The sequence below is a fragment of the Mycolicibacterium pyrenivorans genome (genome assembly GCF_025821625.1).
Lineage (GTDB): Bacteria > Actinomycetota > Actinomycetes > Mycobacteriales > Mycobacteriaceae > Mycobacterium > Mycobacterium pyrenivorans.
Genome location: NZ_JACKSH010000181.1, coordinates 22,181 through 47,669 on the forward strand (window position 1 = coordinate 22,181; position 25,489 = coordinate 47,669).

At 69.2% G+C, this 25,489-nt stretch carries 21 protein-coding genes; 14 read left to right on the forward strand and 7 right to left on the reverse strand.

Going from position 1 to position 25,489, the window contains the following annotated elements; genetic code table 11:
- Positions 1-9 precede the first annotated feature (9 nt).
- The 5 genes from H7I57_RS20640 to H7I57_RS20665 all read left to right on the forward strand — a co-directional run bounded on the left by H7I57_RS20640 (position 10) and on the right by H7I57_RS20665 (position 6,495).
- Entirely contained in the window at positions 10-1,614 is a 1,605-nt protein-coding gene (locus H7I57_RS20640) for a SulP family inorganic anion transporter (protein ID WP_264025700.1), read from the forward strand.
- Positions 1,615-1,721: 107 nt separating this feature from the next.
- Positions 1,722-2,309: a TetR/AcrR family transcriptional regulator gene (locus tag H7I57_RS20645; protein ID WP_264025702.1), complete on the forward strand. Its 588-nt coding sequence runs from the start codon at positions 1,722-1,724 to the stop codon at positions 2,307-2,309.
- Positions 2,310-2,326: 17 nt separating this feature from the next.
- Entirely contained in the window at positions 2,327-3,424 is a 1,098-nt protein-coding gene (locus H7I57_RS20650) for a hypothetical protein (protein ID WP_264025704.1), read from the forward strand.
- Positions 3,354-5,051, forward strand: a complete 1,698-nt coding sequence (locus H7I57_RS20655) for a tetratricopeptide repeat protein (RefSeq protein WP_264025706.1) — start codon at positions 3,354-3,356, stop codon at positions 5,049-5,051. The genes H7I57_RS20650 and H7I57_RS20655 overlap by 71 nt, the downstream gene beginning before the upstream one ends.
- A gap of 127 nt (positions 5,052-5,178) precedes the next feature.
- Positions 5,179-6,495 carry an alpha-amylase family protein gene (locus H7I57_RS20665; protein ID WP_264025707.1) on the forward strand — a complete coding sequence of 439 codons (1,317 nt, stop codon included), beginning with the start codon at positions 5,179-5,181 and terminating at the stop codon, positions 6,493-6,495.
- Positions 6,496-6,499: 4 nt separating this feature from the next.
- Here H7I57_RS20665 and H7I57_RS20670 read toward each other — a convergent pair whose 3' ends face one another.
- Positions 6,500-6,949, reverse strand: coding sequence for a DUF1810 domain-containing protein (locus tag H7I57_RS20670; protein ID WP_264025709.1), 450 nt, complete (start codon positions 6,947-6,949; stop codon positions 6,500-6,502).
- Positions 6,950-7,304: 355 nt separating this feature from the next.
- Here H7I57_RS20670 and H7I57_RS20675 point away from each other — a divergent pair, with 355 nt between their 5' ends.
- A complete protein-coding gene (locus tag H7I57_RS20675) occupies positions 7,305-8,309 on the forward strand; it encodes an esterase family protein (RefSeq protein ID WP_264025710.1) in 1,005 nt (334 codons plus the stop codon).
- A gap of 74 nt (positions 8,310-8,383) precedes the next feature.
- On the opposite strand, the gene H7I57_RS20680 is transcribed toward H7I57_RS20675, so the two are convergent.
- Positions 8,384-9,661 (reverse strand): ATP-binding protein, encoded by a 1,278-nt coding sequence (locus H7I57_RS20680; protein WP_264025731.1) that lies wholly within the window; start codon positions 9,659-9,661, stop codon positions 8,384-8,386.
- A gap of 337 nt (positions 9,662-9,998) precedes the next feature.
- Between H7I57_RS20680 and lon the strand changes: the two genes are divergently transcribed.
- Genes lon through H7I57_RS20710 form a run of 6 tightly spaced genes read left to right on the forward strand, consistent with a single transcriptional unit; the run spans position 9,999 to position 15,784 of the window.
- Positions 9,999-12,344, forward strand: coding sequence for an endopeptidase La (gene lon, locus H7I57_RS20685; protein ID WP_264025711.1), 2,346 nt, complete (start codon positions 9,999-10,001; stop codon positions 12,342-12,344).
- 33 nt (positions 12,345-12,377) lie between these two features.
- A complete protein-coding gene (locus tag H7I57_RS20690; protein ID WP_264025713.1) occupies positions 12,378-12,707 on the forward strand; it encodes a TfoX/Sxy family protein in 330 nt (109 codons plus the stop codon).
- 40 nt (positions 12,708-12,747) lie between these two features.
- Complete coding sequence (locus tag H7I57_RS20695; RefSeq protein WP_264025715.1) at positions 12,748-13,386, forward strand: endonuclease; 639 nt, start codon at positions 12,748-12,750, stop codon at positions 13,384-13,386.
- On the forward strand, positions 13,383-14,108 hold the full coding sequence (locus H7I57_RS20700; protein ID WP_264025717.1) for a DUF72 domain-containing protein: 726 nt from the start codon (positions 13,383-13,385) through the stop codon (positions 14,106-14,108). Before H7I57_RS20695 ends, H7I57_RS20700 begins: the two co-directional genes overlap by 4 nt.
- Before the next feature lie 52 nt (positions 14,109-14,160).
- Entirely contained in the window at positions 14,161-14,766 is a 606-nt protein-coding gene (locus tag H7I57_RS20705; RefSeq protein WP_264025719.1) for a hypothetical protein, read from the forward strand.
- 22 nt (positions 14,767-14,788) lie between these two features.
- Positions 14,789-15,784, forward strand: coding sequence for a malate dehydrogenase (locus H7I57_RS20710; RefSeq protein ID WP_264025720.1), 996 nt, complete (start codon positions 14,789-14,791; stop codon positions 15,782-15,784).
- A gap of 6 nt (positions 15,785-15,790) precedes the next feature.
- Here H7I57_RS20710 and H7I57_RS20715 read toward each other — a convergent pair whose 3' ends face one another.
- On the reverse strand, positions 15,791-17,275 hold the full coding sequence (locus H7I57_RS20715) for an acetyl-CoA acetyltransferase (protein WP_264025721.1): 1,485 nt from the start codon (positions 17,273-17,275) through the stop codon (positions 15,791-15,793).
- A 13-nt stretch (positions 17,276-17,288) separates the two neighbouring features.
- Entirely contained in the window at positions 17,289-19,652 is a 2,364-nt protein-coding gene (locus H7I57_RS20720; RefSeq protein WP_264025722.1) for a CaiB/BaiF CoA transferase family protein, read from the reverse strand.
- Positions 19,653-19,769: 117 nt separating this feature from the next.
- On the opposite strand from H7I57_RS20720, the gene H7I57_RS20725 reads away from it, so the two are divergent.
- The gene (locus H7I57_RS20725) at positions 19,770-22,241 is read left to right on the forward strand and encodes a phosphoketolase family protein (RefSeq protein ID WP_264025724.1); all 2,472 of its coding nucleotides are present in this window, start codon (positions 19,770-19,772) and stop codon (positions 22,239-22,241) included.
- Positions 22,242-22,310: 69 nt separating this feature from the next.
- A complete protein-coding gene (locus H7I57_RS20730; protein WP_264025725.1) occupies positions 22,311-23,096 on the forward strand; it encodes a CPBP family intramembrane glutamic endopeptidase in 786 nt (261 codons plus the stop codon).
- 28 nt (positions 23,097-23,124) lie between these two features.
- On the opposite strand, the gene H7I57_RS20735 is transcribed toward H7I57_RS20730, so the two are convergent.
- The 3 genes from H7I57_RS20735 to H7I57_RS20745 form a co-directional block, all read right to left on the reverse strand.
- Entirely contained in the window at positions 23,125-24,138 is a 1,014-nt protein-coding gene (locus H7I57_RS20735) for a zinc-binding alcohol dehydrogenase family protein (RefSeq protein WP_264025732.1), read from the reverse strand.
- A 40-nt stretch (positions 24,139-24,178) separates the two neighbouring features.
- Complete coding sequence (locus H7I57_RS20740; RefSeq protein WP_264025727.1) at positions 24,179-24,487, reverse strand: GlsB/YeaQ/YmgE family stress response membrane protein; 309 nt, start codon at positions 24,485-24,487, stop codon at positions 24,179-24,181.
- Positions 24,488-24,632: 145 nt separating this feature from the next.
- Positions 24,633-25,489 (reverse strand): APA family fibronectin-binding glycoprotein (locus tag H7I57_RS20745; RefSeq protein ID WP_264025728.1); only part of this gene is annotated, 857 nt, incomplete at its 5' end.

Sequence of the window (25,489 nt, forward strand, 5' to 3'; positions counted from 1 at the left end):
GAGGATCCGATGAGCACCGACGTCACCAATCCGCCCGCCACTCCCCCGACCGAACCGTCGGTCGACAAGCCGGTCGCCGTCCCGTGGTGGACCCGAGGGGACACCAACGCATTCTTCGGCCTCGGCTTCAACATCCTGGTCAACGTCCTGACGCTGACCGGCCTGATGATCGGTGTCATCGCCGTCCCCGCAGGCGACGTCCTGGGCACCGTGCTGCCCGCGCTGGGCGTCGCGCTCATCCTCGGCAACCTGTACTACACGTTCCTGGCGCGGCGACTCGCCCGGCGGGAGAACCGATCTGACGTCACCGCGCTGCCGTACGGCCCCAGCGTGCCGCACCTGTTCATCGTGATCTTCGTGGTGATGCTCCCCGTCTACCTCAATACCGACGACCCGATCCAGGCATGGCAGGCGGGATTGGCGTGGGCGTTCCTGATCGGCGTGATCGTCATGATCGGGGCGTTCGTCGGGCCCTACATCCGCAAGCTGACTCCCCGCGCGGCGATGCTGGGCACGCTGGCCGGGATCTCGATCACCTTCATCTCGATGCGGCCCGCCGCCCAGATGTGGGAAGCGGCGTGGATCGGGCTGCCCGTGCTGGCCATCATCCTGATCGGCTTCTTCACCAACGTGAAGATTCCCGGCGGCATCCCGATCGGGCTGCTGGCCCTGCTGGTCGGCACCGCGATCGGGTGGGCCGGCGGATACATGTCGGCGCCCGACGTCGGACAGGCGGTCAGCGACATCGCGATCGGCATCCCGGATCTGCGGATCGACCTGCTGTTCAACGGATTGTCGGATCTCGCACCGCTTCTCGGGACGGCGATCCCGCTCGGTGTCTACAACTTCACCGAGGCGATGAGCAACGTCGAGAGCGCCGCCGCCGCGGGGGACAACTTCAACCTGCGCAGCGTGCTCCTCGCCGACGGGGCGGGCGCGGTGATCGGTTCGGCGTTCGGGTCGCCGTTCCCGCCCGCGGTGTACATCGGGCACCCCGGATGGAAGGACGCGGGCGGGCGCGCCGGCTACTCCTTGGCCAGCGGCGTCGTCATCGGGATTCTCTGTTTCGTCGGGCTTTTCGGCGTGCTCGACGCGTTGTTGCCGGTACCCGCGATCGTGCCGATCCTCCTCTACATCGGCCTGCTGATCGGGGCGCAGGCATTCCAGGCGGTGCCGCGGTTGCATGCCGTCGCGGTGGTGGCGGCGATCCTGCCCAATCTCGCGCAGTGGGCGCACGGTCTGATCGACAACGCGCTCAACGCGGCGGGCACCTCGGCGGCCGAGGTGACCGTGGAGGCCCTCAACGGCGCAGGGGTGGTCTACGACGGGCTGAAGACGCTGGGCGAGGGCGCCGTGCTGGTCGGCCTGATCCTGGGCACGATGGTGACCTTCATCCTGGAGAAGAAGTTCCTCTACGCCGCGATCGCCTCGGCGGTCGGCGCGGTGCTGTCGTTCATCGGCCTCATCCACGCACCGGAGGTGGCATGGGCCGCCAGCCCGCAGGTGGCGCTCGGGTATGTGTTCTTCGGTGCGGTCTGTGTCGCCTTCTGGTTCCTGCCGGGCGCCAAGGATCCGGTCGAGGTCGACGAGGCCGACGTCGTGGCCGGGCACTGAGGCGGTCGCCGCGGCCACGAGGCGCCCGTCACACCTGGTCGCATCGGTGTCTTAGCTAACCTATCTTTTCGTGGTCGTTTGTCTACGAAATCGGTTACCGTCGATCCGTGGCCAGCCGCACGCACAGCGCCGATCCCCGCGCCGAACGCGTCCGCACCAAGTTGCGCGACGCGGCGTTCGCGCTGGCTCACGAACGACCCGTCGACCAACTGACCGTCGGCGACCTCGTCACCCGGGCCGGCGTCAGCAGGCAGGTCTTCTACCGGCACTTCGCCGACCGCGACGACGCCGTCGCCTCGGCGTTCACCGTGGCGTTCGCCGCGGCGACCGCCGACCTCGGGGGTGAGCCCCGAGCCCGCATCCTGAGGATCTTCGGACTGGCCGCCGAGCACCGCGCGATGTACCGCAACGTCGTGCCCAGCGCGGTGACCCAGCGGGTGGTGGCGGCGTTCCGCGCCGAACTGCTGCCGGCCTGCGAGGAACTCGCCTCCCGCGCGATGCCGGTCGTCGGGGCGGTCGCCGGCCTGGAACCCGACGCGGTGAGCCGCTTCCTGGTCGGCGGATTCCAGGAGGTTCTGCGGTCCTGGATGGAAGATGCTCGCGAATCGGAACCGGAGACCGATCTTCTCGGCCGCGCGACCGCGGCGCTCGACACCGTCGATGCGCTGCTGGCGCGGCCCGCCGCAACGAACTGACCCCGAAAGGATCGACCGTGGGCAAGCACCACACTCCCGTCACGGACAAGCCCGACAACCGGCCGTCGCGCACGGACATTCGCAACATGGCCCTGGTCATGGCGGCCCTGGCGGTGTTCGTCATCGCGATGATCGCCAGCTATTCCGGGGCGTTCGCCAAGCCGACGCTGCACCAGATGGCCGTGGCGGTCGCGGGCCCCCGGCAACTCGTCGACGTCGTCCGCGATCAGGACGCGCTCACCGTCACCGAGGTCGCCGACGCGGCCGCCGCCCACGATCAGGTGTTCGGCCGCGAGACCGACGCCGCGTTCGTCGTCGACGGACCCGGCCATCTGGACATCGTCGTCGCGGGTGGCGGCGGCCGGAGCGTCGCCAGTGCCGCCGAACAGGTCGGACGCACCATCGCCGCCGACGCCGGTCTGACCGCCGACGTCACCGACGTCGCCCCGACCACCGCCGCCGACCCTCAGGGCACCGTGGTGTTCTACGCCGTCATCTTCCTGTCGATCGGCGCATCGGTCGGCGCGACGATCTTCGGCACCATGATGGGCGCCGTCCGCAAGCCGTCCACCCTCGCCTGGCGGACCTTGAGCCTGGCCGCCTACGCGGCGGTGCTGGCCGGCGGCGTGACGTGCTACGTCGACGTGATCCTCGGCGCGCTCACCGGCCACACCTGGCAGGTGTTCGGCGCGCTGTTCCTGTACGCGATGGCCGTCGCGGGCGCGGTGACCGGCGTGGCCGCCGCGTTCGGCACCATCGCCTCGGCCGCGCTGACGGCCTTCCTGGTGATCATCGGCAACGCCGCCGCCGCGGGGCCGGTCGGCAAGCCGCTGCTCAGCGGCTTCTACACGACGTTCAATGCGATCGTGCCCCAAGGCTCCGGCGTCGCGCTGCTGCGCAGCGTGGAGTACTTCGGCGGCAACGCAGCCATGACCCCCCTCGTCACGCTGGCGGCCTGGGCGGGTGCCGGATGTGTGCTCGCCGTCGCCGCCACTGTCATCCGTTCCGGGGCGCTGGGCTCGCCACTGAATTATCGTGCGAGCCATGACCGTAACCACTCCCGCGGGCGCGACCGAGCCGTACTACGACCTCGGGTCCTATCACCGATCGATTGACACCCCGTCGGAGGTGGCCCAGGTCTGGTTCGACCGCGGCCTCATCTGGTCCTATGCGTTCAACCACGAAGAGGCCATCCGCTGCTTCGAGCGTGCGCTGGAACTCGACGGCGACCTGGCGATCGCCCGGTGGGGCATCGCGTACGCCGTCGGACCCAACTACAACAAGCCCTGGGAGGCTTTCGACCCCGTCGACCTGGCCGCATCGCTGGCCCGGGCGCGCATGGAACTGCGGCTGGCCGCCGGCGGTCGCGCGTCGGCCGTCGAACGCGGCCTGGTCGACGCGCTGGCGCTGCGCTTTCCGACGGACGATCCGGCCGGCGCCGACGCGCTGGTCGCCGGCCACACCGCCTACGCCGACGCGATGTGCGCCCTGGCACAGACCTATCCCGGCGACGTGGACGCGGCCGCGCTGGCCGCCGATGCGCTCCTGAACGTCACGGCATGGGCGTTGTGGGACAGCCGAACCGGCGACCCGGCGCCCGGTTCGCGGGTGATCGAGGCCAAGCGGATCCTCGACGACGCCCTGGCCACATCCGCGGGCCGGGAACACCCGGGAATCCTGCACCTGTACCTGCACATGATGGAGATGTCGACGACGCCGCAGGCGGCGTTGCCCGCCGCGGACCTCCTGCGGGATCTGGTGCCCGACGCAGGACACCTGCGACACATGCCCAGTCACATCGACGTGCTGTGCGGCAACTACCGCGACTCGGTGGCGTCGAATCTGTCAGCGGTGCAGGTGGATCGGCGTTTCGTCGAGCGTGCGGGCCCGCTGAACTTCTACTCCCTCTACCGGGCGCACAACCTGCACTTCGTGGTGTATTCGGCGATGTTCGAGGGCAACTCGGCGATCGCGCTGCAGGCGGCCGACGAGCTCACCGGTCAGCTCACGCCGGATCTGCTGGCGATCGAATCACCGCCGATGGCCGACTGGCTGGAGGCGTTCGTGCCGCTGCGGATACACGTGCTGGTGCGGTTCGGCCGCTGGGACGAACTGATCGCCACCCCGCTTCCCGGCGACACCGTGCTGTACTGCACGACCGCCGCCACCATCCACTACGGCCGCGGGGTAGCGCATGCGGCGAAGGGACAGCTCGCACAGGCGCGGGCCGAGCGCGCGTCGTTCACCGAGGCCTACGAACGCATCCCGGAGAGCCGGTACCTGTTCAACAACACCAGCCGCGACATCCTGGGGATCGCCGCAGCCATGCTCGACGGCGAAATCGACTATCGAGCAGGGAAATTCGATGAGGCATTCGCCCATCTGCGCCGCGCGGTCGAGCTGGACGACGCGTTGCCCTACGACGAACCCTGGGGCTGGATGCAGCCCACCCGGCACGCGCTCGGTGCGCTATTGCTCGAACAGGGTCGGGTGGAGCAGGCTGCTCAGGTGTACGCCGCGGATCTCGGGCTGGACCCGACGCTGAGCAGGCCATGCCAGCACCCGGGCAACGTGTGGAGCCTGCACGGATACCACGAATGCCTGACGCGGCTGGGGCGTGACGCCGAAGCGGTCATCATAGGAAAGCAGCTCGAGCTCGCGGCCGCGCGTGCCGACGTGCCGATCCGGGCGTCGTGCGCATGCCGTCTCGAGGTCGGTGACACCGACGACTGCTGCAGCTGAGCTCAGTTCGGCTGCGTAGACTCCGGGCTGTGTCGATCAGCGCCGACGACCTCACCCACTTGCGACGGTGCGCGGGTCTCGCGCGTATCGCCCTGCAGGGCGGCGACGAGCCGTTCGGGTCGCTGCTATGACCCAGGCAACCGAGCCGGACTGGGTCGAACACGTCATCTGGTGGCAGCTCTACCCGCTGGGCTTCGTCGGCGCCCACCCCGCCGACCCCGCCCCCAGCGCCGGCGAGCACCGGCTCCTGCGGATCGTCGACTGGCTCGACTACGCGCTCGAACTCGGCGCCTCCGGGCTGGCGCTCGGCCCGGTGTTCGCCTCGCGCACGCACGGCTACGACACCACCGACCACTACCGCCTCGACCCCCGACTGGGTGACGAGGCGGATTTCGATCGTCTGGTCTCCGAAGCGCGCACCCGGGGGCTGCGGGTGCTGCTCGACGGCGTGTTCAACCATGTCGGAACCGATTTCCCCCGCTACCGCGACGCGGCAGCGGGCGGGGACACGTCGTGGTTCCGGGACCTCGGACACGGGCGGTTCGCGACCTTCGAGGGCCATGAAGGGTTGATCTCGCTCAACCATTCGCACGCCGAGGTCATCGACTACACCGTCGACGTCATGTGCCACTGGCTCGGCCGCGGCGCCGACGGCTGGCGCCTGGATGCCGCCTACGCGGTCCCCGACCGGTTCTGGGCGCAGGTGCTGCCCCGCGTCCGGGAGAAGTTCCCGCAGGCCTGGTTCGTCGGGGAGGTCATCCACGGTGACTACGGCGCCCACGTCCGCGACGCCGGGTTCGATTCGGTCACGCAATACGAGCTGTGGAAGGCCATCTGGAGCAGCCTCAACGACGGCAACTTCCACGAATTGGACTGGACGTTGACGCGGCACAACGAATTCCTCGACACCTTCGTGCCGCTGACGTTCATCGGCAACCACGACGTCACCAGGATCGCCAGCCAGTTGGAGAACCCGGCCCACGTCGAGCATGCCCTGGCGATTCTGCTGACCACCGGGGGAACGCCAAGCGTCTACGCAGGAGACGAGAGCGCCTACCGCGGCGTCAAGGAGGAACGGTTCGGCGGCGACGATGCCGTGCGGCCCGAATTCCGTTCTCCCCATGAGGGAGTCGGCGAGCACGGTCGACAGCTCTTCCGTGCCCATCAGCACCTCATCGGGCTCCGGCGCCGCCACCCCTGGTTGCACACGGCGCGGACCACGCCCCTGCACGTCACCAACCGCGGCTACGTCTACGTGACCCGCCGCGGCGACGACGCGCTCGTCGTCGCTCTCAACGTCGATGACGAGCCGATGCCGCTGTCCCTTGCGGATTCGGGGTTCTCCGCCGCCGAGGTGGTCGCGGGAACCGGCGCGCCGCCGGCTGAGGTGGTCGCCGACACCGTCGTACCCGCCCACGGCTGGCTGATCCTGGCGCCTCGCTGATCGGTCACGCCAGCAGCGCCAGGGTGGCGGGATCCTCCTGGCCGTCGTAGAGGGTGTCCAAAACCTCGCGGAACACCCGGTCGTCGCCTGCGCGCGCGAAGAGCGTCATCGACGAACGCACCTTGAGATCGTCGGGATAGCCGAGAATCTGTCGTGCGGAACGGTTTTCGACGGCGGCCAGCAACGCGGCGCACTCCCGCAGCCGGGGACCGAGAACCGGGTGATCGAGGTATGCCCTCGCCTCGTCCAGTGAGGAGATCCCGAATCGGTGCGCCGTCGCGCTGTGGCCGAGGCCGCGCAGCTGAGGAAAGACGAACCAGATCCAGTGGCTGCGCTTGGCTCCGGCGCGCAACTCGGCAAGCACCGTCGGATAGACACGGCGCTGCGCCTCGACGAAGCGGTCGAGGTCGAACGGGTCGCCACCGCGGGACGGTCCGCGGGAAGGTCCAGTCATCGCACCGTCGAGCATTGCAGTTAGCGCCGCAGGCTTCAACGGGTGTTTGCCAGAGCCGGATGTACGGCCGGAGCGCCTGCCCGGGTGTCACGGATTCCCGGGGTCGCCGGTGCAGATAAGTGCATGCTCAACGGGGTTTCCGATCAGCCTCGCTATCACTTCTTTCACACTGACCACACCAAGAATGCGCACGGGGTGAGTCCGCGCCGAGGCGCAATCGTTAGCCAAACGCGACGTCCATTCGCTGTGTCGGAAGCCTGATCGGACGGGTCGACCGTGTTGCATTACCCCTGCAACGCGACCGCGTTTTTCCAGGCGAGCGGGACTTGTACAGAAAGGTGGGTTGGCTGCCGTTATGAGGTTGACAGAGAAGTTTCGAGGTACCGGGAAGACATTGCTGCGCCGGGTGGCTGTTGCCGCCATGGCGGCAGCAGCACTTCCCGGACTGATCGGCTTCGCCGGGGGTTCGGCCACCGCGGGAGCGTTCTCCCGGCCGGGTCTTCCCGTCGAGTATCTGGATGTGTTCTCCCAGTCGATGAATCGCGACATCCGGGTTCAGTTCCAGGGCGGCGGCCCGAACGCGGTCTACCTGCTCGACGGCCTGCGCGCGCAGGACGACTACAACGGCTGGGACATCAACACCCCGGCGTTCGAGTGGTACTACCAGTCGGGCCTTTCGACCGTCATGCCGGTCGGCGGCCAGTCCAGCTTCTACACCGACTGGTATCAGCCGTCTCGCGGCAACGGCCAGGACTACACCTACAAGTGGGAGACGTTCCTGACGCAGGAGCTGCCGGCGTGGCTGGAGGCCAACCGCGGTGTGTCGCAGAACGGCAACGCAGTCGTCGGCCTGTCGATGGCGGGCAGCGCGTCGATGAACCTCGCGATCTACTATCCGCAGAAGTTCATCTACGCCGCTTCGCTGTCGGGCTTCCTGAACCCGTCCGAGGGTTGGTGGCCGATGTTGATCGGCCTGGCGATGAACGACGCGGGTGGCTTCAACGCCGAGAGCATGTGGGGTCCGTCGTCGGATCCGGCGTGGAAGCGCAATGATCCGATGGTCAACATCGCCCAGCTGGTGGCCAACAACACCCGGATCTGGGTGTACTGCGGCACCGGCACACCGTCCGACCTGGACGCCGGGACCCCGGGCCAGAACCTGATGGCGGCGCAGTTCCTCGAGGGATTCACCTTGCGGACCAACATCAGCTTCCGCGACAACTACATCGCGGCGGGCGGCACCAACGGCGTGTTCAACTTCCCGTCCAACGGGACGCACAGCTGGGGCTACTGGGGTCAGCAGCTTCTGCAGATGAAGCCCGATATCCAGCGGGTGCTGGGAGCTCAGGCTCAGGCCTAGCGACCACCCACAACCCAGGGAGCCTGCCGTTTCCCCCGAACGGCAGGCTCCCTGCTGTGTCGGGTCTACCGGTGTCACAACCGGGTTCGGGTCTCGATGTCCTCGTCGAACTCGGTGAGCATCCCATCGGTCAACGTCGGCCGGGTCTCGGAGATCGCCGCCAGGTAGTCGTCGGTGCGTGCAGGGTCGCCGTCACCGGACTCGATCTCGCGCTCGAACGCGCACTGGGCGCCCTTCCTGGCGGCGAACTCGATGTCCGCCGGGGTGAACATGTCGGTGGCCTCGACGAGTTTGTCGACCTCCACCGACCCCGCGGTCGGACCGAGATAGCGGGTCCAGATCGCCTTGCGCGCCAGCGCATCCGGCGGGCCGACCGGGATGATGTAGTCGAATCTCCCGGGCCGCAGGAAGGCGGAGTCCAGGGAGCGCACCGAGTTCGTGGCACAGATCAGGAGCCGCTCCTGCTGCGTGCGGAACGCCGGGATCAGCTTGAGGAGTTCGTTGGTCACCCCGTGGGCGGGATCGGACGGGATGCCCGAGCGCGCCCCCGCGATCTCCTCGACCTCGTCGATGAACACCACGGCAGCCTCGAGTTCGGTGAGGCTGCCGAACATCTCGCGAAGCGCCGTGGGCATGGTGACGTCCGTCGCGGCCAGACGTGATGGGAAGAGCTCGACGAACGGCCAGCCCAGTCGTCCGGCAACGGCTTTGGCGAAGCTCGTCTTTCCGGTTCCCGGAGGCCCGAACAGGATGACCGCCTTGGGTGGTGACACCCCGTACCGGGCGGCCACCTCGGGCCGGGCCAGCGGCAGCACTATCCGGCGCTCGATCATCCGCTTCTCGGTTTCCATGCCTGCCATGGCATCCCACAGCCCACGGCCCATGATCCTGCCGCCGAGCGCGTGCAGGAGGCCGGCGTCCGACGGGCCGATGTGATCGACACTTTCGAAGAAGCTCAGATCGGTTCGTTCGGTGTAGCCGGTGTTGCGCAGGGCGGCGGTTCCGGTGGCCGACGCGGGCAGCAGTGCGCTGATCCGCCGTGCCCCGAGCGCGCGGAGCCGCAACTCCAGCTCGGCCAGAAGGGCGCTGCCGATTCCGCGATTGCGCCAGCGGTTGCTCAGCGCCACCATCGTTATCCATGCGCGATCGCCATTGATCTGGGCGACGGCGATTCCGACGAGTTGATCGCCCACGACGGCGACGACCGCCGGCTGACCAGAGCGCGCCGCCGACACCACCTCGGAGACCCGGAAGGCCGGCGTCGCTTCGGTCGGCTCGCGGCTTTGATCCCAGACCGAGATGGCCTGGTCGAGGTCGTCATCGTGAAAGTCGCGTAAGCGCCAGAGGGGCATGCGGGACAGTTGTAGCGCCATGTCCGGGTCCGGGTATCGCCCTTTCGGGTGGTTGCCCGGGGGAACCGCGAGTCGGCCGGTATCAGCCCTGGACCGTGGGGCGGAGGCGAGCAGCCTGGCAGTCGCCTCGCCGATGCCGCTGCTGGCCCCGGTGATCGCCACCACCATCCCGCTGATCGGATCCTCGGTCATCGTCGCAACACCGCTGTGGTCATGACGGGTACGACGAACGCAGGCGGGTGCTATTCCGTGACGACGGGTTCTGCTCTCAGCGATGCGGGGGAACAAACGACCCGATACCAGGGTTGAGCGCATCAGGTTCAACTTTGGAGGATCAATGGCTGAAGCCACGACAACGGCGAGTGCTGTGCCCGTCCTGTTCGTCAGCGAACCGATCGTGCTGCCCGGGATGGTGGTGCCGATCGAGTTGGATGACGCCGCCCGCGCTGCGGTCGACGCGGCTCAGGCGAGCGACAGCGGCAAGCTGCTGATCGCCCCGCGTCTCGACGACCGCTACCCCACCTACGGCGTGCTCGCGTCCGTCGTCCAGGTCGGCCGGGTACCCGGCGGCGGCGCCGCCGCGGTCGTGCGCGGAGAGAGGCGTGCCCATATCGGGTCCGGAACCAGCGGTCCGGGCGCGGCGCTGTGGGTGTCGGTGACCGAGGTCGCAGATGTCGAAGCCGGCCCGGACGCCCAGGCGCTGGCCGCCGAGTACAAGAAGCTGCTGCTGGCGATGCTGCAGCGCCGCGAGGCGTGGCAGATCGTCGACGTGGTCAACAAGATCACCGACCCGTCGGCGCTCGCGGACACCGCCGGTTATGCCTCGTACCTGACCGACGTTCAGAAGCGGCAGTTGCTGGAAACCGAAGATGTGAGCCGTCGCCTCCGGCTGTTGATCGAGTGGACCGGCGAATACCTGGCCGAGGTTGAGGTCAACGACAAGATCGCCGAGGATGTCCGGTCCGGGATGGACAAGCAGCAGAAGGAGTTCCTGCTGCGCCAGCAGTTGGCCGCGATCCGCAAGGAACTCGGCGAGTTGGGATCGGACGGCGAAGAGGGCACTGACGACTATCGTGCGCGCGTCGAGGCCGCCGAACTGCCCGAGAAGGTCCGCGAGGCGGCGCTGCGGGAGGTCGGGAAGCTGGAACGCTCCAGCGAGCAGAGCCCTGAGGGCGGCTGGATCCGCACGTGGCTGGACACCGTTCTGGACCTGCCGTGGAACGTCACCACCGAGGACTCGACGGACCTGAAGTCGGCGCGAGAGATTCTCGACGCCGACCACCACGGTCTCGACGACGTGAAGGACCGCATCGTCGAGTACCTGGCGGTGCGCGCGCGTCGTGCCCAGCGCGGCATGGCGCTGGTCGGCGGCCGCGGCTCCGGCGCGGTGATGGTGCTGGCCGGTCCCCCCGGTGTCGGCAAGACCTCGCTGGGTGAATCGGTCGCCAGGGCGCTGGGACGCAAGTTCGTGCGCGTCGCCCTCGGCGGTGTGCGGGACGAGGCCGAGATCCGCGGCCACCGGCGCACCTACGTCGGCGCCCTGCCCGGTCGCATCGTGCGGGCCATCGGCGAGGCGGGTTCGATGAATCCCGTTGTGCTGCTGGACGAGATCGACAAGGTCGGCTCGGACTACCGCGGCGACCCGGGGGCGGCGCTGCTGGAGGTGCTCGACCCCGCACAGAACCACACGTTCCGCGACCACTACCTCGATCTCGATCTGGACCTGTCCGACGTGGTGTTCCTGGCGACGGCCAACGTCATCGAGAACATCCCGTCGGCGCTGCTCGACCGCATGGAGTTGGTGCAGATCGACGGCTACACCGAGGACGACAAGGTCGCCATCGCCCGTGACTACCTGCTCCCCCGGCAGGCCGAACGCGCCGCGCTCACCACGGACGAAGTGACCGTCACCGATGCCGCACTGCGCAAGATCGCCGCGGACTACACCCGCGAACCGGGTGTGCGGCAGTTCGAACGGCTGCTGGCCAAGGCGTTGCGGAAGGTCACCACCAAACTCGATGCCGGTGGAATCACCAGCCTCATCATTGATGAGCCGGATCTGGTTGAGTACCTGGGTCGTCCGCGGTTCACCCCGGATTCGCAGGAGCGCACCGCGGTGCCCGGCGTGGCGACCGGTCTCGCGGTCACCGGCCTCGGCGGCGACGTCCTCTACATCGAGGCCGGCGCGACCGACGGCGAGCCCGGGCTGCAGCTGACCGGTCAGCTGGGCGACGTGATGAAGGAATCGGCGCAGATCGCGCTGTCCTACGTCCGCAGCCACGCCGAACTGCTCGGCGTCGATCCGAAGGCGCTGGACCGCCGCATCCACGTGCACGTCCCCGCGGGCGCGGTGCCCAAGGACGGCCCGTCGGCCGGTGTGACGATGGTGACCGCGCTGGTCTCGATGGCCACCGGGCGCCAGGTGCGTGCCGACGTCGGGATGACCGGTGAGGTCACGCTCAATGGCCGGGTGCTGCCCATCGGCGGGGTCAAGCAGAAGTTGCTGGCCGCCCAACGGGCAGGGTTGTCGACGGTGTTCATCCCGCAGCGCAACGAGCCGGATCTCGACGACGTGCCCGCCGAGGTCTTGGAGGCGCTGGAGGTGAAGCCCATGACCGATGTCGCGGAGATCGTCGCGCTGGCACTGGAGCCTGCCGCCGGGGCGACCGCCGTCGCGGCATGAGCCGCTGTGGGTGGCCCGCGCTACGGTCGCAGCATGGCCTATGACGGCGAGTTGGCTGACCGCGTCCGTGAGCTGATGGCGCCGGAGCGCGGTGTCGAAGAGAAGGCGATGTTCGGCGGGTTGGCGTTCCTGCTCAACGGCAACATGGCCGTCGTCAGCTCCAAGGGCGGTCTGATGGTGCGGGTGCCGCGGGACGACACCGATCGCCTGCTGGCGCGCAACCACGTCGAACCGATGGTCATGGCCGGCCGGGAAACGCGTGGCTGGCTGCGGGTACATCGCGACGGGGTGAAAACCAAACGGCAGCTGTCCGAATGGGTGGACCGCGGCGCGGACGTCGCCAAGGGGCTGCCGCCCAAGTAGTCCGGTGTTTTCCCGGCGGTACACCGGGTAAGACCATCGAATGGCTTCATCGACACCCCAGCGTGTCGTCGAGCGGCTCCTGGGACAGGCCGGCACCACCTACGCGGAGGAAGCCGGGATCCGGCTGCGGGACAAGCCGATGCCGCTGTTCCAGCTGCTGATCCTGTGCATGCTCGCCAGCAAGCCGATCGACGCCGCCATCGCCATGCGGGCCGCCCGCGAGCTGTACCGGGCAGGGCTTCGCACGCCGCGCGCGATGCTCTCCGCCGAACGGTCGACACTCATCTCCACGTTCGGCCGCGCCCGCTACGTCCGCTACGACGAGAGCTCGGCCACCAGAGCGGTGGACATCGCCGCCGCCGTCACCGAAGCATACGGTGGCGACCTGCGCAGGCTGGCCACGGCCAGTGGGTGCGACATCGCCGCAGCGAGCCGACTCCTGCAGGAGTTCAAGGGGATTGGCGCCACCGGGGCCGACATCTTCCTGCGTGAGGTCCAGGACATCTGGACGTGGGTTCGGCCGTACTTCGACGACCGCGCCATCGCCACCGCGGCCGAGCTCGGCCTGCCCGACGATCCCGCCGAGCTCGCCTCGCTGGCGCCCCGCCGCAGCGCCACGCTGGCCGCCGCGCTGGTGCGGGTGTCGTTGAACGGCGACCTTCGCGCGCAGCTGCGATGATCCGGATCGGCACGTCGGGCTGGTCCTACGACCACTGGGTCGACGTGCTGTACCCGGCCGGCACTCCGGTGGGCAAGCGGCTGGCCCTCTACGTCGCCGAGTTCGACACCGTCGAGCTGAACGCCAGCTTCTACCGGTGGCCCCGTGATGCGACGTTCGCCGGCTGGCGCGAGCGATTGCCCGAGGGGTTCACGATGACGGTCAAGGCGCACCGCGGCCTCACCCATTTCCGGAGGTTGAAGTCCCCCGAACCATGGGTCGAACGCTTCGAGCGGTGCTGGACGGCACTCGGTGACCGGGGTGAGGCGCTGCTGGTCCAACTGCATCCCGACCTCGAACGCGACGACGAGCGGCTGGACCACTTCCTCACCGTCATGCCCGACCGGATCCCGGTGGCGATGGAACTGCGTCACCGGTCCTGGGACGACCCGGCGGTGTATCGCCTGCTCGAGCGCCACGATGCCGCGTACGTGGTGATGAGCGGCGCCGGGCTGTCGACGGTCCCCCGCGTCACCGCGCGACTGGCCTACCTGCGCCTGCACGGTCCCGCCGAGCAGGCGCTCTACCACGGCAGCTACCCGGACGACGAACTGCGCGCATGGGCCGACCGCATCCTCGGCTGGCACGACCGCGGCCACGACGTCGTCGTCTACTTCAACAACGACCTCGGCGGCCACGCGGTGCGCAACGCGCGCACGCTCAAGCAGTTGGTCGCGCCGTGACGACACCCCGGCGCGGAACTCTGCGGTCGTTGCGGCACGCTGGAACACCGACATGTCTGCCATGAAACTCGCCTACGGTTGCGCGCCGCTGCTGCTGGTCGCCGCCTGCTCCGGGGGGCCGTCGGTGGTCAACACCGACGACACCCCGCCGGCCGGGACACCCACCGCCCAACCCGCCCCGTCGACAACCCGACCGAGCAACGCCCACCTGGCCAACGCGTTCCACTTCGCCGCCCGGGTCGACGGCGCGACCGGCTACTACTTCACCACCCCGAGCGGTCGCTGGCAGTGTGCGATCCTGCCGCGCGCCAAGGCGGGCTGCGAGAACGCCAACAGCCCGACATCGGCGGTCGCGATCACCGGCGCACCCGACGAGGTGGACGGCTCGGACGGCGAACCCGGCGTCCCGAACGCGATCGTGGTGGATCGTGGCGGCGACCCGCGGTTCGTCGCACAGTCGCCGCCGGAGTTCGGACCGGATCAGGGCGCTGCGACCGTGCTGCCGTTCAACCGGATCCTGGCGGTGGCCGGGTTCCGCTGCAACGTGCAGGAGGCCAACGGCGTCTCGTGCATGTCCGAGGCCAGCGGAAAGGGCTTCACCTTCTCCGCCGAAGGCCATGCGATGACCTACACCGACGTGCCCGCCGACGCCCCCTGACGCGCCGTCTAGGTTTGGCCACATGACCTCACAGAAATCTCTGGTCACCGTCGCCGTCACCGGCGCGGCCGGGCAGATCGGTTACGCCGCCCTGTTCCGCATCGCCGCGGGTGCGATGCTCGGCCACGACACCCCGGTCGCGCTGCGACTGCTCGAGGTACCGGGCGCGGTGCGCGCCGCCGAGGGCGTGGTGATGGAGCTCGACGACGGGGCGTTCCCGCTGCTGGCGAGCACCGAGATCTACGACGACCCGGTCACGGGATTCGGCGGAGTCGACGTCGCCTTGCTAATCGGCGCCAAACCTCGCACCAAGGGCATGGAGCGCGCCGACCTGCTCGAGGCCAACGCGCAGATCTTCGCGACCGCGGGTGAGGCGCTCAACGCCGGGGCCGGAGCAGACGTGCGAGTGCTGGTGGTCGGCAATCCGGCCAACACCAACGCGATGATCGCCGCCGCCCACGCGCCCGACATCCCCCGCGACCGGTTCACCGCGTTGACCCGCCTCGACCACAACCGGGCGATATCCGCGATGGCCCGGCACGCCGATGTGTCCGTCACCGACATCAGCAAGATGACGATCTGGGGTAACCACTCACCGACGCAGTACCCGGATGTCTTCCACGCCGTCGTCGCAGGCCGGTCCGGAGCCGACTACGCGGCCGACACCCGTTGGCTGACCGACGACTTCATCCCGACGGTGGCGCGCCGGGGCACCGCGATCATCGAGGCGCGCGGCGCGAGTTCTGCGGCGTCGGCCGCCAACGGCGCGATCGACCACATCGACGACTGGGTGCACGGCACGCCCGACGGGGACTGGACGTCGGTGGCGCTGCCCTCCCCCGGCGTGTACGGCGTCGACGAGGGCCTGGTCTGCTCGTTCCCGTGCCGCTCGGCCGGTGGCCGGTGGGAGATCGTCGAAGGCCTCGACATCAACCCGTTCTCGCGCACCCGCATCGACGCCTCGCTGGCCGAACTGCGTGCCGAACGCGACGCGGTGGCCGCCCTCGGCCTGCTCTGACCGTCGTCAACGCAGCGACGCGGTGCCGTCGGGACGCACCTGGACCGCCGCGCCGGCGATGTCGCCGGTCACGGTGGCCTCGGCTTCGTCTGCGGTGGGGATCACCGCGAGAACCCGGGCGGCATCGGCGTCCTGGGAGGTCCGCACCGCCAGGAACGCCTTTTCCGCGCGTCCGTCCCGGTCCACCGGTGTCGTCCACGACTCCACCGTGCCCGTGCCGCTCCAGTCCACCAGAGCCGTGCGGGTGGGCTCGCGGTCGACGGCGGGTTGGACGTCTTCCCAACGGAATTCATGCTCCGGCGGCCGGGTCCCGTACACGCCGAAGCTGTGTTTGGTCAGATAGCCGCCGTTGGCGGTGATCAGGCCGAGCGTGCCCGGTTTCGACACCAGCTGTTCGGCCATCGTGGCGATGGAGTGGGTGACGTAGTTGTTCCACGGGCCACCGGCGAAGGTCAGGCCGCCGGTGACGGTCAACGGCCGGTCGGGATCGCCGATGGGGAGCCCGAGCTCCCTGGCGGCGATCTGCACCGCCGACGGGAAGCAGGAGTAGACGTCGACCAGCTCGACGTCGTCCACCCCGGCGCCTGCGAGTTCCAGCGCCCGCTTGCCCGCGATCCTGATGGCAGGCGAGGTGGAGAACTCCGCGCGCTCACCGATCGCGTAGGTGTCGTGCGAGTCGGCTCCCGCGTACGGGAAAACCCATCTGTCCGAGGGAATCTGGAGATAGGTGGCCTTCTCGGCCGACGTCAGGATCAGAACGGCCCCCTGGTCGACCATGTTGTTCGAGTTCATCAACTTGGTGTAAGGCCAGCTGATCATCCGGTTATTCGGGGACGGACGCCAGATCTGCTCGGCCGCAAGCGGTTCCCGGCTCCAGGCGTGGGGGTTGGTCGCGGCGACTGCGCTGAACTGCGACCACAGCTCTCCGATGCGACGACGATGTTCGTCGGTTGTCTCCCTCGCGGCGATCCGCACCGCCTGCTCGAACATCGGATAGACGTAGGCGGGCCGGTCCAGGTTGATCCGGATCTCGGCGGGTCCCGCCATCGGCACGCCGTCGTCGGCGCCGGGCGCGATCGGCACCGAATCGTCCTGCTTCGTCCACTGCGCCTTCTTCCCCGCGGCGCGCAGCCTGCTCCTCGTCCGCCACGTCTCCGCCCCCGCGATCAGCACCACGTCGGCCCTGCCCTGCTGAATGTCCAGGCACGCCAGGTTCACCAGCGTCTGCGGTACGTTCCCTCCGATCCCCGTGTACCGGGTTTCCGCCTTGTCGGCGCGAATCCGCTGTGCGAGAAGCAGACCAGGGTCGCGATAGCGCCACGACAGCAGGTTGACGACGCGTACCGCGTCGACTGCCTCGAGCACCCGCGGATCGGCGGCCTCCCGTGCCGCCGCCGCCATCAGGTCGACGGGTTCGACGCTGGGGTCCTCGGTGTGCTGGTTCACCTGGCCGTAGCCGACGAGAACCGGTGTCCTGGGGTCGAGGGGCATGGAGCGGGCCTTCCTAGTTTGTTTCTCGGTCGTCTTGGCGCCACGCGAACAGCGCGCCGTCGGCGATGAGTTCGTCGATGCGGTCGGGGGTCAACCCGAGGATCTTCCGGCAGACCACCCGGGTGTGCTCGCCGGGCATGGGCGCGGGCCGCAGCGGCGCCCGCGGTATGCGCGTGTAGGGGGCCGGCCCGGTTTCGCTGGGTATGGGCTTGTCCAGGAGCGGATGGGTCATGTCGGAGAACAACTTCCGGAAGACGAGGTGCGGGTCGCTCGCGACGTCGGCGGCACGGTTCATCGGCCCGGCCGGCACCCCGAGCCCCTGCAGTTGCGCGGCGACCTCGTTCCTGTCCCGCCCGGCCGTCCAGCGGGACACCGCGGCGATCGCCTCGGCGCGGCCCTCGGGTATCCCGGAGCACCCCATCGCTTCGGCGACCCTCGCCCGGTCCTGTGCGTCCCGGATCGAGACCACGCACCACTCGTCGTCGCCGGCGCACGGGTGCACCGCATGAATCGCGTCGTCCTCTGCCACGGGAAGTCCTGCGGCCTTGGCAGATTCGGCCACGAACGCGGTGGCGAGCTGATTGATCGCCGCCTCTGCCTGTGAGATGTGCACGTGCCCGCCGCGACCGGTCTGGCCGCGGCGGATCAGCACCGCCAGCGTGGCGATCGCGGTGAGCCTGGCGACCACGTGATCGGGGAAGATCGTCGTTGCGTCGTAGAACCTGTCCGGCTCGGCGTCGGGCGACGTCCACAGCCGGGTGACGCCGGTGGATGCGCGCACCAGTGGGCCGTAACCCATCCGCGCACTCCAGGGCCCCCGGTCCCCGAACGCGCTGCTCTCGGCCAGCACGATGCCGGGGTTCAGCGCGCGCAGCCGGTCATATGAGAAGCCGAGGGCAGCCAGCGTGCCCGGTTTGAAGTTGGCGAACACGGCGTCGGCACCCGCTACGAGCCTGCCGAACAGGTCGGCGCCGGACCGATGCCGCAGGTCCAGGCCGAGGCTGCACTCGTTGCGGTGCGTCAGTGCCCACGACCGGCTCATCGGCTTGCCCGGCGGTGCCTGTCGCAGCCCGTCCGGATACGCCGGGCTCTCGATCTTGATGACCTCGGCGCCCAGATCGGCGAACAGCCGGCCCAGTTCGCCGCCTGCGACGATCACCCCGAGGTCGAGGATCCGGACGCCGTCAAACGGCCGGCTCGTCACCTCCCCGGGGGGCGTCGCAGGTGACGACCGCGGCACCGACCATTCGGCCTCGTCGGCGCCCGGTGGCCGTGCCCCCCGGCGGTAGCCGTGATGGTCACCGTCGATCACCAGCGGACCCACCGGGACCGTCACCTCGGCCCCGGGAGCGATCGTGGCACCGGCCAGCGCACCCGTCACCTGAAAGTGCTCTTCCGACAACGCTTCTACGGGTGTGAGCACCGCTGCGACGGGCACCCCGCGGGTCTGCCCCTCAGCCACCAGGTCGGCCATCGTCTCGCGGGCGAACAACTCGGCGACGGCCGCGTTGAGTTCCTCGGAGGCGGCGTAACGCGCGGCGATGGTGTCGAATTCGGGTCCGGAGAACTGTGCGGGCTCGCCCAGCCAGGCCCGCATCCCCCGCCACTGCCGGGCCGACAGCAGGCAGATCCGCACATGTCCGTCCCGGCACCCGAAGATGGGGTAGATCTGCTGGTTGCGCGGGCGGCCACGCCACAACTCGGTGGGGGCCTTGAGGCCGACCGCCGCCTGACCCTCGGAACCGAACGGCGGGTCGAGCGCCTGCACCACCGCCTCGAATCGGGAGAAGTCGATGAATTCTCCCTCCCCGCAACGCAACCGATCGTAGTAGGCGACCAGAACCGCCCACGCCGCCTGAACCGCGGCGGTCCCCGACGCGACACCGGTCGGTGGCAACACCGGGGTGCCCGACGTCGGCCCGGTGCGCGACAGCGCCGAGGACATCGCATACAGCACCGCGTCGGTGGCGCGCCACGCCGCGTCAGGTCCCGTCGCGCCGAAGTCGGTGACCGACAGCGTCACCAGATGACCGAAGCGCTCGGCGAGCGCGGCACACGATGTTCCGAACCGTGCTGCGCCACCGGGATTCCCGGAGTCGACCACGATGTCGGCGCCGCCGGCGAGTTCGATCAGCCGCTCACGGTCCTGCGGACGGCCCGGATCCAGCCGGGCGCAGCGCTTGTTGGCGTTGTGCAGTGCGAACGGGATACCGGCGCCTGCGACCAGCGGTGCCGCGCGTCGAGCCGGGCTGTCGCCGGGCGGTTCGATCTTGAGCACGTCGGCGCCGAGGTCGGCCAGGATCCGGCCGACGGCGTCACCCTCGCCGGTGGACAGGTCGAGGACCCGCAGGGATGCCAGCAACGCTCCCTCGGCCATCCACTCGTCCTGCCCTTCTGCTCGCGGTGACGCTCACCCTAACGGTGGGCGAAAGATTAACGTCCGCGCCATCGGGTACGGGTTGGACGTCACCCCGATGCAGAGTTGGATGGACAGATGACTACCTCGACCGCGTGGAAGACCGTCGACCGCAACCCGCTGAGCGACGAGTCGGTGGAGCGAATCGATCGGTGGTGGCGGGCCGCGAACTACCTGTCCGTGGGTCAGATCTACCTGCTCGACAACCCGCTGCTGGGCTCCCCTCTCACCCCCGAGGATGTGAAGCCCCGCCTGTTGGGGCACTGGGGCACCACGCCCGGCCTGAACTTCCTGTACGCGCACCTCAACCGCGCCATCGGCGAGCGGGCACAGTCGACGGTCTACATCACCGGTCCCGGCCACGGCGGTCCCGGGCTGGTCGCCAACGCCTACCTCGACGGCACCTACAGCGAGATCTACCCCGACATCACCCCCGACACCGAAGGGATGCGCAGGCTCTTCCGGCAGTTCTCCTTCCCGGGAGGCATCCCCTCGCACGTAGCGCCGGAGACCCCCGGCTCGATCCACGAAGGCGGTGAACTCGGCTATGCCCTCTCCCACGCCTACGGCGCGGCGTTCGACAACCCCGACCTGCTGGTCGCCGCGGTGATCGGCGACGGCGAGGCCGAAACCGGTGCACTGGCGACCAGTTGGCACTCCAACAAGTTCGCGAACCCCGCCAAGGACGGCGTGGTGCTGCCCATCCTGCACCTGAACGGTTACAAGATCGCCAATCCCACGGTGCTGGCCCGCATTCCGGCCGACGAGCTGCGCGCCCTGATGGTCGGCTACGGCCACAATCCGTACTTCTTCGAGGTGCCGGACGAGGCCGAGACGGATCATGCCGACGCACACCGTCGCTTCGCCTCACTGCTGGACGACGTGCTCGACGAGATCGCCGAGATCAAGGCGCGCGCGGCGGACGGCGACGAGTCCAGGCCCGCCTGGCCGATGATCGTGTTCCGCACCCCCAAGGGGTGGACGGGGCCGGACCACATCGACGGCAAGAAGACGACCGGATCCTGGCGCGCCCACCAGGTGCCGCTGGCCAACGCGCGCGACACCGCCGATCACCTCCGCGTGCTCGCCGACTGGCTGGCGTCCTACCGCGCCGAGGAGTTGTTCGACGACGACGGGAAGCTGCTCGACGACATCGCCGCGCTGGCGCCGCCCGGTCAGCTGCGGATGAGCGACAACCCGCACGCCAACGGCGGTCTGCTGCTCAAGGATCTGCGGCTGCCCGACTTCCGCGAGTTCGGCGTGGAGGTGCCCGCGCCAGGGGCGACGGTCGCCGAGGCGACCCGCGTGCTCGGCCAGTGGCTGACCGAGGTGATCAAGCGCAACCCCGACAACTTCCGCATCTTCGGGCCCGACGAGACGGCCTCCAACCGGTTGCAGGCGGTGTTCGACACCACCGACAAGCAGTGGAACGCCGAACTGTACGGTTCCGAGGTCGACGAACACCTCGCGCGCGCAGGCAGGGTGGTGGAGATGCTCTCCGAGCATCAGTGCCAGGGCTGGCTGGAGGGCTACCTGCTGACCGGCAGGCACGGCCTGTTCAACTGCTACGAGGCGTTCATCCACATCATCGACTCGATGTTCAACCAGCACGCCAAGTGGCTCAAGGTCACCGACGACATCCCGTGGCGGCGGCCCATCGCGAGCCTGAATTACCTGTTGTCGAGCCATGTCTGGCGCCAGGACCACAACGGGTTCTCCCATCAGGACCCCGGGTTCATCGACCATGTCGTCAACAAGAGCGCACACGTGGTGCGCGTGTACCTGCCGCCGGACGCCAACACGCTGCTGTCGACCTATGACCACTGCCTGCGGTCGCGCCAGTACGTCAACGTCGTCGTCTCCGGCAAGCAACCCGCTCCCACCTTCCTGACCATGGACCAGGCCATCGCGCACTGCACCCGCGGGCTGGGGATCTGGGAATGGGCCGGGACCGAAGTGCTCGGTACCGATCCGGACGTGGTGATCGCCGCGGCCGGGGACGTCCCCACCCTGGAAGCGCTCGCCGCCGCCGACATCCTGCGCACCCGGCTGCCCGACCTGAAGGTCCGGTTCGTCAACGTCGTCGATCTGATGCGGCTCCAGGACTCCACAGAGCATCCGCACGGCCTGCGTGACCGCGATTTCGACATGATCTTCACCACCGACAAACCGATCATCTTCGCCTACCACGGTTACCCGTGGCTGATCCACCGGCTGACCTACCGGCGCACCGGCCACGGCAACCTCCATGTCCGTGGATACAAGGAGGAGGGCACCACGACCACGCCCTTCGACATGGTGATGCTCAACGATCTGGACCGCTACCACCTGGTGATGGACGTCATCGACCGGGTGCCTGCCCTCGGGTCCACGTGCGCGACGCTGCGTCAGGAGATGGCCGACAAACGGATCGCCGCCCGCGAGTACACCCGCGCCCACGGCGACGACATCCCCGAGGTCAAGGAATGGGTGTGGCCGGCGGCGAAGGAGGCGGGCCTGGACACCGACCAGATCGCCGGGACCGCCGACACCGGGGGCGACAACGAATAGGCGGCTGCTCTGGCGAATGCGTCACACCTGACCTGCGGGGATACCGGGGGGCGGTAGTGTGGAGAGGTTATGTCTGACGTCAGCGCGGTCGCCGCAGCCCCGGAGCCACACCCGCTGGTCGCCCAGCATCCGTTGGTCGCTCAACTGGCCGCGCTGCACCACTTCCGGATCTACGCCGACATCGCGATCGTCGTCGTGGTGCTCGCGCTGACGAATCTTCTGGCGCACTTCACGACACCGTGGGCCAATGTCGCCGTCGTGCCCGCGGCCGCCGTCGCGCTGCTGCTGCTGGTCCGCTCGCGCGGGCTGGGCTGGACGGAGCTGGGGCTGGGCCGGGAGCACTGGCGCTCCGGCGCCGGCTACGCGATTGCCGCTGTGGCGCTGGTCGGCACGGTGATCGCGGTCGGTGCGCTGTTGCCGTGGACGCGACCGATGTTCCTCAACAACAACTACGCGACGCTGTCGGGCGCGCTGATCGCCTCGATGATCATCATCCCGCTGCAGACCGTGATCCCCGAGGAACTCGCCTTCCGGGGTGTGCTGCACGGTGCGCTGGACCGTGCGTGGGGCTGGCGCGGTGTCGCGGCCGCCGGGTCGCTGCTGTTCGGGTTGTGGCACATCGCGACATCGATGGGTCTGACGGCGAGCAACGTCGGCTTCACCAAGATCCTGGGTGGCGGCGTGTTCGGCACCGTCGTCGGCGTGGTCGGAGCAGTGCTGGCGACCGCTGCGGCGGGCTTCGTGTTCACCTGGCTGCGGCGGCGCAGCGGCAGCCTGATCGCGCCGATCGCGCTGCACTGGTCGCTCAACGGGTTGGGCGCTCTGGCCGCCGCCATGGTGTGGCATCTGTCCTGAGGGCGCCGCGAGCGGTACCTGAGCGTCTCTAGACGATCAGTACCGCGGCACCGGCGATCCGCCCGCCACTGAGATCGGCGAGGGCCTCGTCCGCTCGATCGAGGGGGTAGTGCGGGCTGGTGACCTCGAGGTGATGGTGGTCCGCGAAGTCCAGAAACGCCTGCGCATCGGCGCGGGTGTTCGACGTCACCGAACGAACCTGACGTTCCTGGAACAGGTGTCGCTGATAGTTCAGCGTCGGGATGTCACTGAGGTGGATACCGGCGATCGCCAGGGTGCCGCCGCGGTCCAGCGCCTCGAGGGCGGGCAGCACCAATTCCCCCACGGGTGCGAACAGGATCGCGGCGTCCAGCGGCACCGGCGGCGGTGCGTCGGCCCCCTGGGCCGATGCGGCGCCGAGCGCGAGCGCGAGTTCGCGGGCCTGCTCGCCACGGGTCATGACGTGAACTTCCGCGCCCTCGGCGATCGCCACCTGGGCGGTGAGATGCGCGCTGCCGCCGAAGCCGTAGATGCCGAGCCGGCCGCCTGCGGGAAGCTGGGCGCGCAGCAACGCGCGGTAGCCGATGATGCCCGCGCACAGCAGAGGTGCGAGTTCGGTGTCGGAGTAGCCGGTCGGGAGGTGGAGCGCGAAAGCGGCAGGCACCGTGGCGAACTCGGCATAGCCGCCGTCGGCGTCCCAGCCGGTGTAGCGGGATTCGCGGCACAGGTTCTCCTGGCCGCGCGCGCAGTACCCGCAGACCCCGCAGGTGTGGCGCAACCACGCGATCCCGACACGGTCGCCCACCGAGAACCGGGCCGCTGAGCCCGACTCCAGGTCCGCACCGACCGAAACGACCTCGCCCACCACTTCGTGCCCCGGGATCACGTTCGGCCGGTGGACCGCCAGGTCACCCTCGGCGACATGCAGATCCGTACGGCACACCCCGCAGGCGCGCACCGCCACGAGCAGTTCGTCGGCGCCGGGTTGTGGCACCGCGACCGTGGCGTGCACGAGCGGCCGGGTGGACATCGGGCCGGGCCGGCGCACCTGCCAGGCCTGCATCGTGGGGTCGGTCACGACCCCACGATGCCACGATCCTCGGCTAGACCCTGTTCTTGCGCGTGACCAGGCCGACGATCCACAGCAGGATCACCGCCCCGAGGATCGCGGTGAACAGCGTGAACCACCAGCCACCGCCTGCGGTGTCGAGGAAGAAGCTGAGCAGGAACCCGCCCAGGAGGGCACCGACTATGCCGATGACGATGTTCATCAGGATGCCCGAACCGCCGCCCTTGACGATCTTGCCGGCGATCCACCCGGCGATGGCGCCGATGATGATGTAGCCGATCCATCCCACGCTCGTCAGGGTCGATGAGCGTGCGAGGAACTCGGTAGCCGCAACCAACTCCATGAAAATCTCCCGTCTGTTGCCAGCCCGGCCCGCAGCGGTCGCTGTCGGTCCGTGACCCAGATATACCGGTCACGGGTAACGGTTCGGCGATGGGAAGGCATCGCAATCGGACACGATTACCACCGAGATGGTGGTTGCAGGCGCGCTAAGCGGGCGGCAGCATCCCGGGGGCCGTGTTCGGGTCGACCGGGACCGGCACCCCGACCGCGGGCCGCGGCGGCGCTGCGTTCGGATCCGGTGGCGGCGCGTTGGGGTCCGGCGGGGGCGGCGGCGCGTTCGGGTCCGCCGGAGGTGGCGGCGGCGGAGGCGTCCACGGCCGGATCGAGTTGGCCAGGGTCACCGCTTCGCCCTGCGGGATCGGGTTGGCGGCGGTGCCGAGCCACACGACGAACCAGCGCTCGGGTGTCCGTTGCCCGCGGGGCGTCCCCGCGGTGGTCGGCGCACCGACGACACCGGCCCAGATCTGGCCGTTGGGCTTGGTGGTGTCGGTGAACTTCACCTCGTAGTAGGAGGCCACACCGGTCATGCCGGCGGCGTCGAGCGGCACCGTCTGCTGATTGACGCGGGTTCCCGGGAAGGGCATGAAGAACTCGCCCATGTCCGAGGCCAGCCGCTGGGCGGCCTTGGTGTTGTCGGTCTCGGCGCCGGCGAAGAGCTTCAGGTCGAGCCTGCCGAGCAGCACGCTGGTGTCGTTCGGCGGCTGCGCGTCCGGCGGCGAACCTTCCGGGGGCAGCTTGGTCAGCAGCGCCTGGCCGTAGGACAGCTGCTGCGCCTCGGCGACCTTCCAGCCCGCGGGCACCACGTAGCTGAAGCCACCCGCGGAGTTGTCGACGCGGCCCGGCTCGGGGGCGGGCGCGTCGGGATCGACGGGCGGTGCGTTGGGGTCGGCGGGGGGCGGCGGCGCGTTGGGATCGAGTGGCGGCGCCGGCGGTGGCGGCGGTGGCGGCGGCGCGTTCGGATCCACCGGCGGCGGGACCGGGGCGTTGGGATCGGCGGGGGGCG

Coding starts and splice junctions, on each gene's coding strand:
- H7I57_RS20640 (WP_264025700.1), top strand. CDS start 10: ATGAGCACCGACGTCACCAATCCGCCCGCCACTCCCCCGACCGAACCG.
- H7I57_RS20655 (WP_264025706.1), top strand. CDS start 3,354: ATGACCGTAACCACTCCCGCGGGCGCGACCGAGCCGTACTACGACCTC.
- H7I57_RS20665 (WP_264025707.1), top strand. CDS start 5,179: ATGACCCAGGCAACCGAGCCGGACTGGGTCGAACACGTCATCTGGTGG.
- H7I57_RS20670 (WP_264025709.1), bottom strand. CDS start 6,949: ATGACTGGACCTTCCCGCGGACCGTCCCGCGGTGGCGACCCGTTCGAC.
- H7I57_RS20675 (WP_264025710.1), top strand. CDS start 7,305: ATGAGGTTGACAGAGAAGTTTCGAGGTACCGGGAAGACATTGCTGCGC.
- H7I57_RS20680 (WP_264025731.1), bottom strand. CDS start 9,661: ATGCCCCTCTGGCGCTTACGCGACTTTCACGATGACGACCTCGACCAG.
- lon (WP_264025711.1), top strand. CDS start 9,999: ATGGCTGAAGCCACGACAACGGCGAGTGCTGTGCCCGTCCTGTTCGTC.
- H7I57_RS20690 (WP_264025713.1), top strand. CDS start 12,378: ATGGCCTATGACGGCGAGTTGGCTGACCGCGTCCGTGAGCTGATGGCG.
- H7I57_RS20695 (WP_264025715.1), top strand. CDS start 12,748: ATGGCTTCATCGACACCCCAGCGTGTCGTCGAGCGGCTCCTGGGACAG.
- H7I57_RS20700 (WP_264025717.1), top strand. CDS start 13,383: ATGATCCGGATCGGCACGTCGGGCTGGTCCTACGACCACTGGGTCGAC.
- H7I57_RS20705 (WP_264025719.1), top strand. CDS start 14,161: ATGTCTGCCATGAAACTCGCCTACGGTTGCGCGCCGCTGCTGCTGGTC.
- H7I57_RS20710 (WP_264025720.1), top strand. CDS start 14,789: ATGACCTCACAGAAATCTCTGGTCACCGTCGCCGTCACCGGCGCGGCC.
- H7I57_RS20715 (WP_264025721.1), bottom strand. CDS start 17,275: ATGCCCCTCGACCCCAGGACACCGGTTCTCGTCGGCTACGGCCAGGTG.
- H7I57_RS20720 (WP_264025722.1), bottom strand. CDS start 19,652: ATGGCCGAGGGAGCGTTGCTGGCATCCCTGCGGGTCCTCGACCTGTCC.
- H7I57_RS20725 (WP_264025724.1), top strand. CDS start 19,770: ATGACTACCTCGACCGCGTGGAAGACCGTCGACCGCAACCCGCTGAGC.
- H7I57_RS20730 (WP_264025725.1), top strand. CDS start 22,311: ATGTCTGACGTCAGCGCGGTCGCCGCAGCCCCGGAGCCACACCCGCTG.
- H7I57_RS20735 (WP_264025732.1), bottom strand. CDS start 24,138: ATGCAGGCCTGGCAGGTGCGCCGGCCCGGCCCGATGTCCACCCGGCCG.
- H7I57_RS20740 (WP_264025727.1), bottom strand. CDS start 24,487: ATGGAGTTGGTTGCGGCTACCGAGTTCCTCGCACGCTCATCGACCCTG.